At 59.8% G+C, this 14,857-nt stretch carries 15 protein-coding genes and 1 pseudogene; 9 read left to right on the top strand and 7 right to left on the bottom strand.

The window, feature by feature from the left end:
- Positions 1-43 precede the first annotated feature (43 nt).
- The 6 genes from E3W21_RS00480 to E3W21_RS00455 are packed head-to-tail and all read right to left on the bottom strand — an operon-like array spanning position 44 to position 6,104.
- Entirely contained in the window at positions 44-406 is a 363-nt protein-coding gene (locus tag E3W21_RS00480) for a Na+/H+ antiporter subunit G (RefSeq protein ID WP_033057651.1), read from the bottom strand.
- Positions 403-681 carry a K+/H+ antiporter subunit F gene (locus E3W21_RS00475; RefSeq protein ID WP_134417161.1) on the bottom strand — a complete coding sequence of 93 codons (279 nt, stop codon included), beginning with the start codon at positions 679-681 and terminating at the stop codon, positions 403-405. The genes E3W21_RS00480 and E3W21_RS00475 overlap by 4 nt, the downstream gene beginning before the upstream one ends.
- The gene (locus E3W21_RS00470; protein ID WP_134417159.1) at positions 678-1,166 is read right to left on the bottom strand and encodes a Na+/H+ antiporter subunit E; all 489 of its coding nucleotides are present in this window, start codon (positions 1,164-1,166) and stop codon (positions 678-680) included. The genes E3W21_RS00475 and E3W21_RS00470 overlap by 4 nt, the downstream gene beginning before the upstream one ends.
- Positions 1,163-2,845, bottom strand: coding sequence for a monovalent cation/H+ antiporter subunit D (locus tag E3W21_RS00465; protein WP_134417157.1), 1,683 nt, complete (start codon positions 2,843-2,845; stop codon positions 1,163-1,165). Before E3W21_RS00465 ends, E3W21_RS00470 begins: the two co-directional genes overlap by 4 nt.
- Complete coding sequence (locus E3W21_RS00460; protein WP_007986256.1) at positions 2,842-3,186, bottom strand: Na+/H+ antiporter subunit C; 345 nt, start codon at positions 3,184-3,186, stop codon at positions 2,842-2,844. The genes E3W21_RS00465 and E3W21_RS00460 overlap by 4 nt, the downstream gene beginning before the upstream one ends.
- Complete coding sequence (locus E3W21_RS00455; RefSeq protein WP_134417155.1) at positions 3,186-6,104, bottom strand: monovalent cation/H+ antiporter subunit A; 2,919 nt, start codon at positions 6,102-6,104, stop codon at positions 3,186-3,188. The genes E3W21_RS00460 and E3W21_RS00455 overlap by 1 nt, the downstream gene beginning before the upstream one ends.
- Before the next feature lie 745 nt (positions 6,105-6,849).
- Between E3W21_RS00455 and E3W21_RS00445 the strand changes: the two genes are divergently transcribed.
- The 3 genes from E3W21_RS00445 to E3W21_RS00435 all read left to right on the top strand — a co-directional run bounded on the left by E3W21_RS00445 (position 6,850) and on the right by E3W21_RS00435 (position 8,505).
- Positions 6,850-7,356, top strand: a complete 507-nt coding sequence (locus tag E3W21_RS00445) for a PAAR domain-containing protein (protein WP_134417153.1) — start codon at positions 6,850-6,852, stop codon at positions 7,354-7,356.
- Positions 7,356-8,054 carry a hypothetical protein gene (locus E3W21_RS00440; protein ID WP_134417151.1) on the top strand — a complete coding sequence of 233 codons (699 nt, stop codon included), beginning with the start codon at positions 7,356-7,358 and terminating at the stop codon, positions 8,052-8,054. The genes E3W21_RS00445 and E3W21_RS00440 overlap by 1 nt, the downstream gene beginning before the upstream one ends.
- Before the next feature lie 97 nt (positions 8,055-8,151).
- Positions 8,152-8,505 carry a hypothetical protein gene (locus E3W21_RS00435; RefSeq protein ID WP_242485089.1) on the top strand — a complete coding sequence of 118 codons (354 nt, stop codon included), beginning with the start codon at positions 8,152-8,154 and terminating at the stop codon, positions 8,503-8,505.
- A 55-nt stretch (positions 8,506-8,560) separates the two neighbouring features.
- Here E3W21_RS00435 and E3W21_RS00430 read toward each other — a convergent pair whose 3' ends face one another.
- Positions 8,561-9,577, bottom strand: coding sequence for a DMT family transporter (locus tag E3W21_RS00430; RefSeq protein ID WP_178084121.1), 1,017 nt, complete (start codon positions 9,575-9,577; stop codon positions 8,561-8,563).
- Positions 9,578-9,592: 15 nt separating this feature from the next.
- Here E3W21_RS00430 and E3W21_RS00425 point away from each other — a divergent pair, with 15 nt between their 5' ends.
- The 6 genes and pseudogenes from E3W21_RS00425 to E3W21_RS00405 all read left to right on the top strand — a co-directional run.
- Positions 9,593-10,156: a helix-turn-helix domain-containing protein gene (locus E3W21_RS00425; RefSeq protein WP_129443431.1), complete on the top strand. Its 564-nt coding sequence runs from the start codon at positions 9,593-9,595 to the stop codon at positions 10,154-10,156.
- Between the two features lie 155 nt (positions 10,157-10,311).
- Positions 10,312-11,514: an SfnB family sulfur acquisition oxidoreductase gene (locus E3W21_RS00420; protein WP_134417146.1), complete on the top strand. Its 1,203-nt coding sequence runs from the start codon at positions 10,312-10,314 to the stop codon at positions 11,512-11,514.
- 10 nt (positions 11,515-11,524) lie between these two features.
- Positions 11,525-11,962, top strand: a complete 438-nt coding sequence (locus E3W21_RS00415) for an acyl-CoA dehydrogenase (RefSeq protein ID WP_134417145.1) — start codon at positions 11,525-11,527, stop codon at positions 11,960-11,962.
- Positions 11,962-13,368 (top strand): LLM class flavin-dependent oxidoreductase, encoded by a 1,407-nt coding sequence (locus E3W21_RS00410; RefSeq protein ID WP_129443437.1) that lies wholly within the window; start codon positions 11,962-11,964, stop codon positions 13,366-13,368. The genes E3W21_RS00415 and E3W21_RS00410 overlap by 1 nt, the downstream gene beginning before the upstream one ends.
- Before the next feature lie 56 nt (positions 13,369-13,424).
- A pseudogene (locus E3W21_RS32230) lies at positions 13,425-13,511 on the top strand (ABC transporter ATP-binding protein); the annotation flags it as partial.
- 23 nt (positions 13,512-13,534) lie between these two features.
- Positions 13,535-14,857: FAD/NAD(P)-binding protein (locus E3W21_RS00405; protein WP_256661465.1), on the top strand; the 1,323-nt coding region annotated here is incomplete at its 3' end.

Below are 14,857 nucleotides of genomic sequence, written 5' to 3'. Positions count from 1 at the left end.
TGTAGGAGCTGTCGAGTGAAACGAGGCTGCGATCTTTTGGCGTCTAACTCCCACTCTCCGTGCGCCGACTGCTCACCTCAGCCGGCACATCATCCCCCGCCATGCGCTTGCGAAACAGCGCCGCCCGCGCCAGCAGCAACGTGGTCACCGGCACCGTAATCGACAACAGAATCGGAATCAGCCAGGCATGCAGCACCGGCCCGGACTTGAGTGCCGAAAAATAAATGATCGAGGCCAGCGCCACGCACCAGGCGCCCAATGTCGACGCCAGCGCCGGCGGGTGCATGCGCTGGAAGTAGTCCTTCATCCGCACGAGGCCAATGGCACCGATCAGCGCAAACAGACTACTGAGCACCAGCAGGATCGCCACCGGAATTTCAACCCACAGAGACAGTTCAGCGCTCATTCGATCACCTCGCCACGCAGCAGGAATTTCGCCAGGGCAAACGAGCCGACGAAACCGAACAGCGCAATCAGCAGCGCCGCCTCGAAGTAGGTGTCACTGGCATAACGAATGCCCAGCGCCAGCATCATCAGCATCGCGATGATGTACACGTAATCCAGCGCTAGAACCCGGTCCTGGGCCGACGGCCCCTTGAACAGCCGGATCAGCGTCAGAATCATCGCCAGGGAAAAGATGAACAGGCTCAGCAGGATCGCGTTCGACAGCAAGGCGCTCATTCGAAGATCTCCATCAAGGGGCGCTCGTAGGTCGCCTTGAAGTGCTGGATGAACAGCGCTTCGTCATCCAGATCGAAGACGTGCAGCAATAAAATGCTGCGGTCCAGCGCCAGTTCCGACCACACGGTGCCGGGAATTACCGTGCAGATCATCGACAACGCGGCCAGGCCGTTGGCGTCACGCAAGTCCATTGGCACCTTGATGAAGCGCGAACGCGGTGGACGGCGACCGCTGTTGAGCACGCCCCAGGCCACGGCGAGGTTGGACACCACCACATCGCGACCGACAAGAAAGAACAAACGCACAATCACGCCCGGCCGACGAATACGAATCGGCAGCGGTCGCAGCTTGCGCATCATCAACGGCGCGCAGAACCCCAGCACCGCGCCCAGCAGCAGATTGCCGGGACTCATCGACAGGTTCAGCACCAGCCACAACAACCACAGTGCCAGCGACAACCAGGGAGCAGGAAACAGTCGCTTCATGGTTTGGCCTCCGCGATCGCGGCTTTGGCTTCCGGGCTCGGAACCGCACGGGTGCCGAGTACCGCCATCACGTATTGCTGCGGGTTGTTCAAAGCTTGGGCGGCCGCCTGGGTGTAGCGCAGCAGCGGTTCAGCCTTGAAGGTCAGCGTAATGCTCAAGCCCAGCAGCGCAATGATTGGCACGCATTCGAAACGTCGCAGCAACGGCGACGGCCGCTCCTCGGGTGTCCAGAACCGCTGGATGCCCAAACGCGAGAATGCGATCAACGACGCCAGCCCGGACAGGATCAGCAACGCCAGCAAGCCCCACGCGGCATTGGAAACCGGCAAATCGCTGCCATTGCCCAGGCCCAACGGATTGAGCAGGGCGCTGAGCAAGCCGAGTTTGCCAATGAATCCCGAGAGCGGCGGCATGCCGATGATCAGCAGCGAGCAGGCAATGAAGCTCAACCCGAGGAACGCCTTGGTCCAGGGAATCACCTGGCCGACCACGGCTTTCTGTTCGTCATCGAGGTTGATGCCTTTGGGCGGCTGCAAGGATTCCATCGGTCGCGGCAGATCGCCGTCATCGAACAACGGCATTTCATTGGCCGAGCGCGAGCGCTCGATCAACTCGGCCAACAGGAACAACGCGCTCAACGCCAGGGTCGAGCTGACCAGATAGAACAGTGCCGCGCCGATCAGGTTGGGCTGGGCGAAACCGATGGCCGACAGCAGAATCCCGGCCGACACCAGAATGCTCAGGCTGGCCAGGCGCTCCAGTCGTTGTGCGGCGAGGATCGCCACCGCAGCGCAGACGATGGTTGCCATGCCGCCGTAGATCAGCCAGTCGCTGCCAAAGTACGCCGAGGCGCCGGCCTGGCCGGAGAACAGCAGGGTCCACAAACGCAACAAGGTGTAGACGCCGACCTTGGTCATGATCGCGAACATCGCCGCCACCGGCGCGCTCGCCGCGGAATACGCCGGCACCAGCCAGAAGTTCAGCGGCCACATCCCGGCCTTGGCCAGGAACGCCACGGCCAGAATCCCCGCGCCGGCATGCAGCAGGCCGCGATCGGCTTCCGGCACCAGCGGAATTTTCAGCGCCAGGTCGGCCATGTTCAGGGTGCCGGTGACGCCGTAGATCAGCGCCGCGCCGATCAAAAACAGCGACGAGGCCAGCAGGTTGATCGAGATGTAATGCAACCCCGACGACACCCGCGACCGACCCGAACCATGGAGCATCAGGCCATAAGAGGCCGCCAGCAACACTTCAAAAAACACAAACAGGTTGAACAGGTCCGCCGTCAGGAACGCGCCATACAGGCCCATCATCTGAATCTGGAACAGCGCGTGGAAACTCGAACCGGCGCCGTCCCAACGGGCCATGGCGAACAGCAGGGCGCTGACGCCGATGATTCCGGTCAGCACCAGCATCAGCGCCGACAGTCGATCGACCACCAGCACGAGACCGAACGGCACCTGCCAGTTGCCGGGCAGGTACACGCCGATGGAGCCGGGGACGCCCGTTTCCTGAGTCCATTGCAATAACAGCACGGCAATGCCCAACCCCACCAGGCTGGAAAACAGGTTGATCTTGGCCTTCAGCGGACGGTGTTTCTCCCCCAGCATCAGCATCACGGCGGCGGTCAGCAGCGGCAGCAGAATCGGTGCAGCGATCAGGTGCGGCATCAGATTCATTCTTTAGGCTCCCGGCCATCCACATGGTCGGTACCGGTCAGGCCCCGGGAGGCCAGCAGCACCACCAGAAACAGCGCGGTCATGGCGAAGCTGATCACGATGGCGGTCAGCACCAGCGCTTGCGGCAGCGGGTCGGTGTAGTGCAACAGGTCCTGCGGCACGCCGTCCTTGATGATCGGCTCCTTGCCGATAAACAGGCTGCCCATGCTGAAGATGAACAGATTGACGCCGTAGGACAGCAGGCACAGGCCCATCACCACCTGAAACGTCCGTGGCCGCAGGATCAGCCAGACCCCGGACGCGGCCAGCACGCCGATGGCGATTGCGATGACTTCTTCCATCAGACGGTTCCTTGCGTGGCGACGGATCGAGGCAGGGCAGCGGTCTTGTGACCCCGTACCGATTGGTGGGCGAGCGCGGTGAGGATCAACAGGGTCGAACCGACCACCACGGCGTACACGCCAATGTCGAAGAACAGCGCACTGGCGATGTGAATGTCACCGAACACCGGCAGTTTGAAATGCCAGGTGTGGGTGGTCAGGAACGGATAACCGACCGCCATCGCCCCGAGCCCGGTGACCGTGGCGAACAACAGACCGGTGCCCATCCAGCGCAGCGGTCGCAGGCTCATTTGTGCCTCGACCCACTGGGTGCCGGCGACCATGTATTGCAGGATGAACGCCACCGACATCACCAGACCCGCGACAAAACCGCCGCCTGGCTGATTGTGGCCGCGCATGAACAGGTAGACCGACACCACAAAGGCGATCGGCAGCAGCAGGCGAACCAGCACCGCCGGCACCATCATGAAGCCGAGCGCGGTATCGCTGGCGTGACGCGGATTGACCAAATCGGTCACCACGTCCGGTGCCAGCAGACGCTGCTGGGCCGGCAACTGCAGGCTTTCTTTTGGCGGGCGGAAGCGTCGCAGCAGGGCAAACACCGTCAGGGCCACGGCCACCAGTACGGTGATTTCACCGAGGGTGTCGAAGCCGCGGAAGTCCACCAGCATCACGTTGACCACGTTGCTGCCACCGCCTTCGGGCAGGGCGCGGCTGAGGTAGAACGAAGAAATGTCGTTCGGGGTCTGGCGCGTCAGCATCGCGTAAGCCAGCAACGCCATGCCGCCACCCACCACGGTCGACAGCAGCAAGTCGCGGATACGGCGGATGCGTGCCTTGCGCAGGCTGCTTGGCAACGGTGACACCTCTTCGATCCGTCGAGGTAGCCAGCGCAGCCCGAGGAGGATCAACACCGTGGTCACCACTTCCACGGCCAATTGCGTCAGCGCCAGGTCCGGCGCCGAGAACCAGACAAAGGTCACGCACGTCATCAGACCACAGACGCTGACCATGGTCAGGGCCGCGAGCCGGTGATACTTGGCCTGCCAGGCTGCGCCGAGGGCGCAGGCAATCGCCAGCAGCCAAAGGATCACGAACACGATCGAACCCGGAATCTTCGGCCGGTCGCCCCAGCTCAGGCTGCTGTGGAGCATCGGGATCACTCCGGCCAGGACTGCCGCGAGCACCACCAGGAACAATTGGGTTTGCAGGCGCTTGGTGCTGATCCGCCGCTCGAGACGACGGGCCAGGCGCATCATGATCACCAGGCTGCGTTCGAACAGGCGCTTGCCGTTGAATCGGCCAATGATCGGCGGGTACTTGAAACGCCCGTGTTTGAGCTGATTGCGCAACAGCAGGTAAAGCACGATGCCGCAGGACATGGCGATCAGGCTCATGATCATTGGCGCGTTCCAGCCGTGCCAGATCGCCAGGCTGTATTCAGGCAAGGTGCCGCCCACCACCGGCAGGGCAGCCGCGGCCAGCAACGGGCCGACCACCTGCGCCGGGAAAATCCCCACGATCAGGCAGGTGAACACCAGCAGTTCCACCGGCGCGCGCATCCAGCGTGGCGGTTCGTGTGGGGTGTGCGGCAAATCGGTGGCGGTCGGGCCGAAGAACACGTCGACGGTAAAGCGCAGCGAGTAGGCGACGCTGAAGGTACCTGCAATGGTCGCGACGATGGGCAGCGTCATCTCGATCCAGGCCGTGGCGTTGATGAACACGGTTTCGGCGAAGAACATCTCTTTGGAGAGGAAGCCGTTGAGCAGCGGCACACCGGCCATGGAAGCACTGGCGACCATGGCCAGGGTGGCGGTGAACGGGATCAGCTTGATCAGGCCGCTGAGCTTGCGAATGTCCCGGGTACCGCTTTCGTGGTCGATGATCCCGGCGGCCATGAACAGCGAGGCCTTGAACGTGGCGTGGTTGAGGATGTGAAACACCGCAGCCACAGCGGCCAGCGGACTGTTCAGGCCCAGCAGCAGGGTGATCAGGCCCAGGTGGCTGATGGTCGAGTAGGCCAGCAAACCTTTGAGGTCGTTCTGGAACATCGCGCAATACGCACCGAGCAACAGGGTGCAGGCACCGGCGCCGCTGACGATGTAGAACCATTCTTCGCTGCCGGACAGCGACGGCCAAAGCCGTGCGAGCAGAAATACCCCGGCCTTGACCATGGTCGCCGAGTGCAGATAGGCCGAAACCGGTGTCGGCGCCGCCATGGCGTGGGGCAGCCAGAAGTGGAAGGGGAATTGCGCGCTTTTGCTCAGGGCGCCGATCAGGATCAGGGGTAGCAGAATAGGGTAGAGGGCGTGTGCGCGAATCAGATCGCCGGCGGCCAGGACCTTGTCCAGGTCATAGCTGCCGACCACATGGCCGAGCAGTATGACCCCCGCCAGCAAACACAAACCGCCTGCGCCGGTGACCATCAGCGCCATATAAGCACCGCGTCGCGCATCGGCGCGGTGGTGCCAGTAGCCGATCAACAGGAATGAAAAGAGGCTGGTCAGCTCCCAGAAAAACACGATCTGGATCAGATTTCCGGAGATCACCAGCCCGAGCATGGCGCCCATGAACGCCAGGAAAAATGCGAAGAACCGCGGCACCGGATCGTCCGGCGACATGTAGTAGCGGGCGTACAACGAAACCAGCGTGCCGATGCCCAGCACCAGCATCGAGAATAGCCAGGCGAACCCGTCCATGCGCAGGACGAAGTTCAGGCCAAGGCTGGGCAACCAGAAAAATTCTTCGCGGATCACGCCGCCATCGGCGATTTGCGGGTACAAGAGGGCGACCTGAACGGTGCCAATCAAGGCAACCAGGCCAGCCAACAAAGATTCGGTGTTTCGCGCGTTGTGCGGCAGCAACGCTGCCAGACAGCTGCCGATAAAAGGCAGAAGCAGTAGAACTATCAGGGACATAGGCTTCTAATCTGCGGAAGTTTGTGAAGCATCATACGTGCCAGCTCCCGGATCGCCAAACGCCAAGCTGTCGCAGAATCCTACAAGGTAGGCGGAAAAAACCTGATTCACATTGTTTCCAAGGACCGGTTTCAACCGGTACGGCCCCTTCGCGAGCAAGCGGGCTTGCTCGCGAATGCGGTGAGTCAGATGCCATCATTATTGTTGGTCGATCGCCATCGTCGGATTACCGTTTGGAGCGAGCTCTTCTCCCACATTGGAATGGCGTCTTGCACAAAATTTGCGTACACAGCAGATTCTTTGTGGGAGCGAGCCGGCTCGCGATGAGGCCCTGACAGCCAACATCAATTTCGGCGATCAAACGGCTACCGTCAGACCTGCACCCAAATCTGCCGACCCAGCACATCCATCACATCACATCACAACCATCGTGCAGGAACATAGCCGCCGCATGCGCGAGTTGCTGCACATCGGCCCCCTTGGCTTGAGTGATATCAAGACTGGCCAGACTTTCCATCATCGTTAAGGATCTCTACGCCTTGAGGATGCATCCGAGCCGTCAAACCCGATCACGAATGAGTCGTGACAGGCGCGAGGATAGAGAGTGAGGGCAGGGCAGTCGACCGGCCAAAGGCCAGAAACAGCTGCTTTGCTTGTAGGTAAGTTCCGGGACTGACAACAACGCAAAATCCATTGTGCGGATCATGTACTATTCGCGATTCTTGATGTTCAAAGGAGAGAAATCATGGCAGGCAAGCCAGTTGCGCGACTTGGAGACCCAGGAAGTCACGGCGGAAACATCACGACCGGCTCAAGCCCTATTTTTGTTAACACTCTCCCGATAGCCTTGGTGGGAGACATCTATTCCTGTCCCATTCACGGCAGCAATCCAATAACAACGGGTGCCCCACACGTTTTTGGACTTGGTAAAGATGTGGCACATGTCGGATCGTTAACGGCTTGCGGCGCCACAATCACAGCAGGTTCTCCAGATACATTTGTCGGCGATGCTGGGGCCAGCGGTGTCAGTAATATTTTCCGCAAACTTTTACAGGAAAAGACTTTCGTCGAATTTCAATTGCTCAATGACAGAGAAGAGCCGATTCCCAACGAGTCGTATGAATTGACACTGCCAGATGGCGCGGTGATCACCGGCGTTCTCGATGAAAATGGATTTGTTCATGTGCCAAATGTCCCGAGGGGAAGCTGCAGCATAAAGTTTCCAAAACTTGAAGATACGGAACATCTTTAATGGTTGATTCTACTAAGGCGTCGGGTACGACGCAGGCGGCAAAATCTGTAGGGGCACCAGGCAAAACTACCAAAACCAATCAGTTGGTAGTTTCCGGTGCCTACATGGAATTACTGGTCGGTGGTCCTTACACTCGTGACAATGAAGAGCACCTTTTTGGGCACGCGGCGCTTCATGTTGTCGTGGGTAGCAAAGATATTACGTACGATTTCGGACGATATGGGAAAACCTGGGGAACCTTTGATAGTGAAGGCGAGGGTGTATTAAATGTCTGGACCTCTTTCAAGGCTTACATTTCTGGAGAAAACAGCCTCGGGCGGACAACGACCGGTTTTGTCTACTTTTTGGAAAACACCAAGGCTGAAGCGGTGATTGCTCACTTTGATGGGGTCGTGGCGCAGAAAAAAGAGCTAAGAAAAAAGACAGCTACCGCGACACGTTACGTTTTACCAGCGAACTATCACCCAACCACCAACAATTGCACGACGGTGACAATTGATGGAGCCAAGGTTTCAGGCAAGGCGATCGTGCAGAACCCTGCCGAGTATCGAGAGATGAAAGGGCTTTCCTGGACAGAGAGGCAGGCGGCGCGCACGCAGAAATGGACACAGGATGGCATTTTTATGCCAGCAGACTTGCAGGCGATGCTCGAAGGGAATACCGAGGCGCGTTATGACAAAAAGAATGTTTACAAGTAACAAATTTCCTTTTTGGCTAGCCGGGTTGATTTTGATCAATGCGGTCGTTTTGGCATTTGTTGTGATTAATAACGTTACGAGGTCGCACGATATGAAAATGATTAAGACTAAAGAGCCGTTGCTTATTGAGGGGCCGAATGGTGATGAAAACTATTATGTGCTGCCTCTCGGCACCACGCTTTATCATGACAAGAGCTTTCCTGAAGGGCATGACCGTTATGTCGTTTACTTGAATCATAAGGGTGCAATAGCACACGAAGAAGTGCCGATGAAGCCGGAATATGGAGGCTCGTTCATCGATCCGCTTTGGATGTCAAATATTGATGCCGATACGCTGAAGGAAATCTTCAAGCGCTTCCCGCTTTCCAAGGAAGATGTGGCTGCGGCCATAAAGTCTAACGGCTTCACCAGAGATGATCTCGCTGACATTATCCGGTCATTACCAGAGTGAGCGCGGGATCAGACTGATCCTGGAAAGTTGGAAGCTTGAACGTCGGTTGTGATGCTCATTTTTTTGAGTCGACGGGCTCGCTTTCCAACGCCACCTCAATCGTCTCGCGATCTTTACCCTTGGTCTTCAACTCACTGACAATCACCGCCGCCACAATCAACCCCGCCCCAACCAACGCAATCGCCGGCAACCGCTCACCCGCGATCCGCCCGACAATCCCGGCCCACACCGGCTCACCGGCATAGATCAGCGTCGCCCGGGTCGGCGAAACGCTCTTTTGCGCCCAGTTCATCGCCACTTGAATCGCCGCACTGGCCGCGCCCAGGCCCAACGCGCTGCATAACAGCAGCCATGAGAAGTCCGGAATCCTTTCCTGAGTCGGCACCACCATCAAAAACGCCAGTACCGAGGTGACCGCCAATTGCACCACCGTCACCCGTCGTACATCGACCTGGCCGGCATACGTACTGATCAAAATGATCTCCGCCGCAATCGCCACGGCGCTGATTAACGTGGCGATTTCACCCGGGCTGAAATTGAATGAAGCGCCGGCCGGTCCCGACAGCAACATCAACCCGGTAAACGCCAACATGATCCCGATGCTCGGCATCAGCCCCGGACGTCGCCCCAGCACCAGCCATTGCAGCAACGGCACGAAGGGCACGTACAACGCGGTAATAAACGCCGACTGACTGCTGGGAATGCTCTGCAACCCGACGGTCTGCAATCCATAACCGAGCATGATCGCCACACCGATAAAGGCCCCGGCCTTGAGTTCGAACAGCGTCAGCTCCCGCAGATGACGCCAGGAAAACAGCGCAACAATGATCGCCGCCGCGGCAAAGCGCAGACCGACGAAGAACATCGGCCCGCTGACGGTCATCGCGTGCTGCACCAGCAAGAAGGTGCCACCCCAGACCATGGTGATCAGCACCAGCACGCACTCGGCCTTGCTGAACCGCGAGAAACGGGGGGAAGTGTGAGGGGTATTCACCGACGTCATGACCTTGCGCGCTACCTGAGGGGGACGCACAATGCGCCGAATGTTGCGCAGTATACTGCCCAACCCCATCAAGTGAGCAATATAGTGCACAAAGATTCCACGCAACGGACTTCGGTCCTTCAGCACGTCAGCCAGAACGTTCGGCGCTTGCGCCACGCCGCCGACATGAGCCAGGCGACGCTGGCGGAAAAATCGGGGGTCAGCCGCCGGATGTTGGTAGCCATCGAAGCCGGCGAGAAGAACGTCAGCCTGACCACCCTCGACCGCGTGGCCGAAGCGCTGAACGTCGCATTCAGCGACCTGATCCAGGCCCCGGATGCACGCGATCCGAGTCGCATCAACGAAGTGGCCTGGGCCGGGACGATTCCTGGCAGCAAAGCCGTTTTACTCTCCAAAGCCACCGCCACCCGTGAGGTGGAACAATGGGAGTGGTGCCTGCAACCAGGGGAGATTTATCCGTCGCAACCGGACGCCGAGGGCTGGAGTGAGCAGATCTATGTGTTCGAAGGCTGCCTGACGCTGATGCTGGGCGATACACCGCATGAGATCGCTGCCGGCGAGTTCTACATGTTCGCCAGCAACCAGCCCCACGCCTATCGCAATGAAGGGGATGTGGCGGCGCGGTTTGTGCGAAATGTGGTGATCTAACTGTTTGCGGATCAACACTGGATAGACACTTTGCTGTTTTAAAGCTGCGAGCCTTTCTCGGATAATTCTTTAACCTATTGAAAATAAGGTGATTTCGTTTCAGGTACGACTCCTGCAAAAGCTCTGGTGCATTCACCAGATCCCGGAGTCGGCCCATGACAGCCTCTGCCCAACCCCTTCGCACCGCCCATGTGATCCGCTCGGACGCCGAGGCGATTGCCGTCGCCCATAAGCTCGCCGCACGCTTCGCCATCGAGGCCAGTGTCCGCGACCGCGAGCGACGCCTGCCAGTCGCCGAGCTCGACGAGTTTTCCGCCAGCGGCCTCTGGGGCATCACCGTTCCCAAGGAATACGGCGGCGCCGGCGTGTCCTACGTGACCGTCGCCGAAGTGATCAAGATCATTTCCGCCGCCGACTCATCCCTCGGCCAGATCCCGCAAAACCACCTCGGGGTGCTCGACATCTTGCTGCAAACTGCCACCGAAGAGCAGAAGCGCTACTACTTCGGCAAAGTCCTGCAAGGCTACCGTTTCGGCAACGCCTTCTCCGAATCCAAAAGCAAAAACGCCGGGGCCTTCGAAACCCGTATCCGTTTTGATAAAGACACCGCGCAGATCGACGGCGAAAAGTTCTACTGCACCGGCGCCTTGTTCGCGCACATCGTGCCAGCGGTGGCGGTCAATGAAGAGAACAAAGCCTTCATCGCCTTCATCGAGCGTGACAATCCCGGCTTGACCGTTATCGACAGTTGGGACGGTTTCGGCCAGCGCACCACGGCCAGCGGCGGCGTCACCCTGAACGCGGTGAAGGTCCCGCTCAGTGCTGTGATCCCGGCCCACAAGGCCTTTGACGAACCCACCGCCGACGGCCCGATTTCACAAATCATCCAGGCCGCCGTGGACACCGGCATTGCCGTCGGCGCCCTGGAAGAAACCAAACGCTACGCCCGCGAAGCCCGACCATGGATCGACAGCGGACAGGATCACGGCTGGCAGGACCCGTTCAGTATCGCTGCGATCGGCGACCTCGAATGGCGGGTCCACGGCACCGAAGCGATCCTCAAAAAGGCCGGCCGCGCAATCGACCACGCACTGCTCAACCCCAATGAAGACACGGTGGCCCGTGCTTCGGTGGTGGTTGCCCAGGCGAAAGTCCTGTCCGCCGAGATCGCCTTGCTTGCCAGCAGCAAACTCTTCGAACTGGCCGGTACTCGCTCTGTGCTCGGCAAGTACAACCTCGACCGCCACTGGCGCAACGCCCGGACGCACACCCTGCACGATCCGGCACGCTGGAAATATCACCTGATCGGCAACTACCTGCTCAACGGCGTGAAGCCTGCGCGCCACGCCTGGAACTGAGGAGCCCACCATGAACGCTTTGACTCAACCGATTGTTGCCGGGCAGCCCCTGGCCAAAAGTCAGCATGATTTGCACAACGCTCGCAGCTTGCTTGATGCGACGTTGCGTTTCGTCCGGCAGCAGACCCAAACCACGGATGACCCTTACGTCATCAGCCGTTTTGGTGACTTGCACATCCGCATTGAAGTCGCCGCCGCGCTGCTCGAACGCGCCGAAGACTTTCTGAACAGCGTTGATGACGACACGGAAATCAGCGTCGCCATCGCCGAGTCGCATTTGGCCAGCGCCGACGCGCTAAATGCCGTCAGCAACGCTGAATTCGAACTCACCGGCCAACGCACCCTGTTGCCCGGATCGTTGCATGACCCATTGCACCGGAAACTCCACCTCATCGGTAACTTCCGCCTCAACGGCATCCATCCCCCAAGCTTTCGGAGTGCGGTTTGATGGCCCGTGAAATCCGCCTCAACGCCTTTGACATGAACTGCGTCGGCCATCAGTCGCCCGGCCTGTGGGCGCATCCGCGAGATCGCTCCTGGCAATACAAGGATCTGGAGTACTGGACCGATCTGGCGAAAATCCTCGAACGCGGCAAGTTCGACGGTTTGTTCATCGCCGATGTGCTGGGCATCTACGACGTCTACAACGGCAATGGTGACGCGGCGATCCGTCAGGCGGCGCAGGTGCCGGTCAACGACCCACTGCAATTGATTCCGCCGATGGCGCTGGTCACCGAGCATTTGGGTTTCGGCCTGACCGCCTCGCTGTCCTTCGAACACCCGTATCCGTTCGCCCGACGCCTGTCGACGCTCGATCACCTGACCAAGGGCCGCGCCGGCTGGAACATCGTCACCTCTTATCTGGAAAGCGGTGCGAAGAACCTCGGCCAGAAAAACCAGACCGAACACGACGCTCGTTACGACTTCGCCGAAGAGTATTTGGAGGTTTGCTACAAACTGTGGGAAGGCAGTTGGGAAGAGGGTGCGATTCTGCGGGATCGCGAGCGGCGGATCTTCAGCGACCCGAGCAAAATCCACGAAATCCAACACGTCGGTAAGCACTTCCAGGTGCCGGGCATTCATCTTTGCGAACCCTCGCCGCAACGCACGCCGGTTCTCTATCAGGCTGGCGCATCCAGTCGCGGCAAGCAGTTTGCCGCCGAGCATGCCGAGTGTGTGTTCGTTGCTGCACCGTCGAAAGTGCTGCTGAAGAAAACCGTCGCCGACATCCGCCGTCGTGCTGCCGAAGCCGGGCGCGATCCGTCGAAGATTCTGATCTTCAACCTGCAAACCGTGATCCTCGGCGAGACCGACGCCAAGGCCAAAGCCAAGTTCGAGGAATACAAAACCTGGGTCAGTTACGAAGGGGCGATGGCGTTGATCTCTGGCTGGACCGGGATCGATTTCAGCCAGTTCAAACCCGATGAGCCGCTCAAGCATGTGCATACAAACGCCATTCAATCGGCGGTGGAAGCGTTTTCCACGGCGGACCCGAACAAGGTCTGGACCCCGAATGAACTGGCTGACTGGGTGGGCATCGGCGGTTTTGGTCCGTTGTTTGTCGGCAGTCCCGAGACCGTCGCCGATTTGCTGCAGGAGTGGGTCGAGGAGACCGATGTGGACGGCTTTAACCTGGCCTATGCATTGACCCACGAAACCTTCATCGACGCTGTGGAATTGCTGGTGCCGGAGTTGCAGAAGCGTGGGGTCTACAAAACCGAATACGCGCCGGGGACCTTGCGCGAGAAGTTGTTCGGTGAAGGGCCGCGATTGCCGGAGATTCATCCGGGCGCGGGTTATCGAGACCTGGCGGCGTTGCGGCAGCAGGAGAAGAAAGTCGCGTCCTATTCATGATCGTTCCCACGCTCAACCTGCGCCTGCCCGGCTATCCGATTCCATCCTGCAAGTCAGCGGTATTTCTCTGTCCTACTTTGGTACTGCTTGATGAACCTTCCATGGGTTTGGCGCCTATTATCGTCCAGGAGATTTTCGAGATGAAACATTGATCAGTGAGAACGCCATGACTGAAACCCAAAGCGGACAGGCCACCGACGCCATTCGCCACGCGGACATCCTGATCGTCGGCGGCGGCCTCAGCGGCGCAATGCTGGCGGCGCAGTTGCTGCGCCTGCCGGGCAAACGCCAGGTGCTGGTGATCGAACCCCGCGCCGAACTGGGACGGGGCGAGGCGTACAGCGCGGTCGAGTTGGGCCACACGCTCAACGGCAATGCGGCGCGGATGAGCGTCGACCCGGACAACGCCGACGACCTGACCCAATGGCTGACCGATTACATCGCGGCCGGCGGCTGGCCGGAGTCTGACGAGCAACATGTGCCGGTCAGCGAGTTGTTCCCGCCGCGGGGGATTTTCGGCCTATACGTGCAGCAGCGCCTGGCGGAAGCGCAAGCGGTGGGGGTGTTGAACGGTTCAACGGTCGAGCATGTGCGGGCCGAGGTGATTGACCTGCAAACGACGGACGATTCGGTGCGGCTGACCTTGAGCGACGGGCAACGCTTGCAGGGCGCCTATGCCGTACTGGCGACCGGGATGTTTCCCGCTGCACGCACGCCACAGACCGAGTCCAGCGGCTTGAACGCCGCTGCGCTTGATCCGTGGGACGTCGCGGCCATGCAGCAATTAGATCCGCAGTCGACCGTGCTGATCATCGGTTCGGGCCTGACCATGGTCGACGCCGTGGTGTCGCTGGAACAGGCCGGGCATCGCGGGCCGATTGAAGTGTTTTCCCGGCATGGCTTGCTGCCTCATGTACGTCGTCAGCCGCCGGCCTGGGCAGATTTTCTTGCCGAGGATCAGAGCATTCGCACACCGCGACAGCTGGTGCGCGAACTGCGTCGGCATTGCCGGGACGCCATCGCTCAAGGCATCGACTGGCAGGCGCCGCTCGACACCGTACGGGCGCACATTGGCCGCTTGTGGAATCAGGCGACGGACGTGCAGCGTCGGCAGTTCGTGCGGCATGTGCGGCCGTGGTGGGAAAGTCATCACCACCGCTCGCCGCCGTTGAGTGCCGAACTGGTGGCGCGGCTGCACAAGGAAGGCCGATTGCGGATTCAGGCGGCGTCGTTCAAAGGGCTGGAGCCTTCAGCGCACGGAGCAGTGAGCATCCGCATTCGGCGTCGTGGTGAAGTAGAAACTACCATTGTCAGCGGCGCGGTATTGATCAACTCCAGCGGCATCGAATATGACTGGCGACGGGTCGCCCGACCGCTGCCACAGCAACTGCTGGCGCGCGGACTTGTCCGGCCGGGGCCGTTGGCGCTGGGGATTGCAGCGGCAGTCGATGGCGCGGTGCTGGATGCCGATGCACACGTCGCCAGTCGT

The organism is Pseudomonas sp. F01002 (genome assembly GCF_004402115.1).
Classification (GTDB): Bacteria; Pseudomonadota; Gammaproteobacteria; order Pseudomonadales; family Pseudomonadaceae; genus Aquipseudomonas; species Aquipseudomonas frigoris.
This window is presented reverse-complemented; position numbering and strand designations above follow the sequence as displayed.

Excerpts from the sequence above, each read along its gene's own strand:
- E3W21_RS00480 (WP_033057651.1), bottom strand. The coding sequence starts at position 406 with ATGAGCGCTGAACTGTCTCTGTGGGTTGAAATTCCGGTGGCGATCCTG.
- E3W21_RS00475 (WP_134417161.1), bottom strand. The coding sequence starts at position 681 with ATGAGCGCCTTGCTGTCGAACGCGATCCTGCTGAGCCTGTTCATCTTT.
- E3W21_RS00470 (WP_134417159.1), bottom strand. The coding sequence starts at position 1,166 with ATGAAGCGACTGTTTCCTGCTCCCTGGTTGTCGCTGGCACTGTGGTTG.
- E3W21_RS00465 (WP_134417157.1), bottom strand. The coding sequence starts at position 2,845 with ATGAATCTGATGCCGCACCTGATCGCTGCACCGATTCTGCTGCCGCTG.
- E3W21_RS00460 (WP_007986256.1), bottom strand. The coding sequence starts at position 3,186 with ATGGAAGAAGTCATCGCAATCGCCATCGGCGTGCTGGCCGCGTCCGGG.
- E3W21_RS00455 (WP_134417155.1), bottom strand. The coding sequence starts at position 6,104 with ATGTCCCTGATAGTTCTACTGCTTCTGCCTTTTATCGGCAGCTGTCTG.
- E3W21_RS00445 (WP_134417153.1), top strand. The coding sequence starts at position 6,850 with ATGGCAGGCAAGCCAGTTGCGCGACTTGGAGACCCAGGAAGTCACGGC.
- E3W21_RS00440 (WP_134417151.1), top strand. The coding sequence starts at position 7,356 with ATGGTTGATTCTACTAAGGCGTCGGGTACGACGCAGGCGGCAAAATCT.
- E3W21_RS00435 (WP_242485089.1), top strand. The coding sequence starts at position 8,152 with ATGATTAAGACTAAAGAGCCGTTGCTTATTGAGGGGCCGAATGGTGAT.
- E3W21_RS00430 (WP_178084121.1), bottom strand. The coding sequence starts at position 9,577 with ATGGGGTTGGGCAGTATACTGCGCAACATTCGGCGCATTGTGCGTCCC.
- E3W21_RS00420 (WP_134417146.1), top strand. The coding sequence starts at position 10,312 with ATGACAGCCTCTGCCCAACCCCTTCGCACCGCCCATGTGATCCGCTCG.
- E3W21_RS00415 (WP_134417145.1), top strand. The coding sequence starts at position 11,525 with ATGAACGCTTTGACTCAACCGATTGTTGCCGGGCAGCCCCTGGCCAAA.
- E3W21_RS00410 (WP_129443437.1), top strand. The coding sequence starts at position 11,962 with ATGGCCCGTGAAATCCGCCTCAACGCCTTTGACATGAACTGCGTCGGC.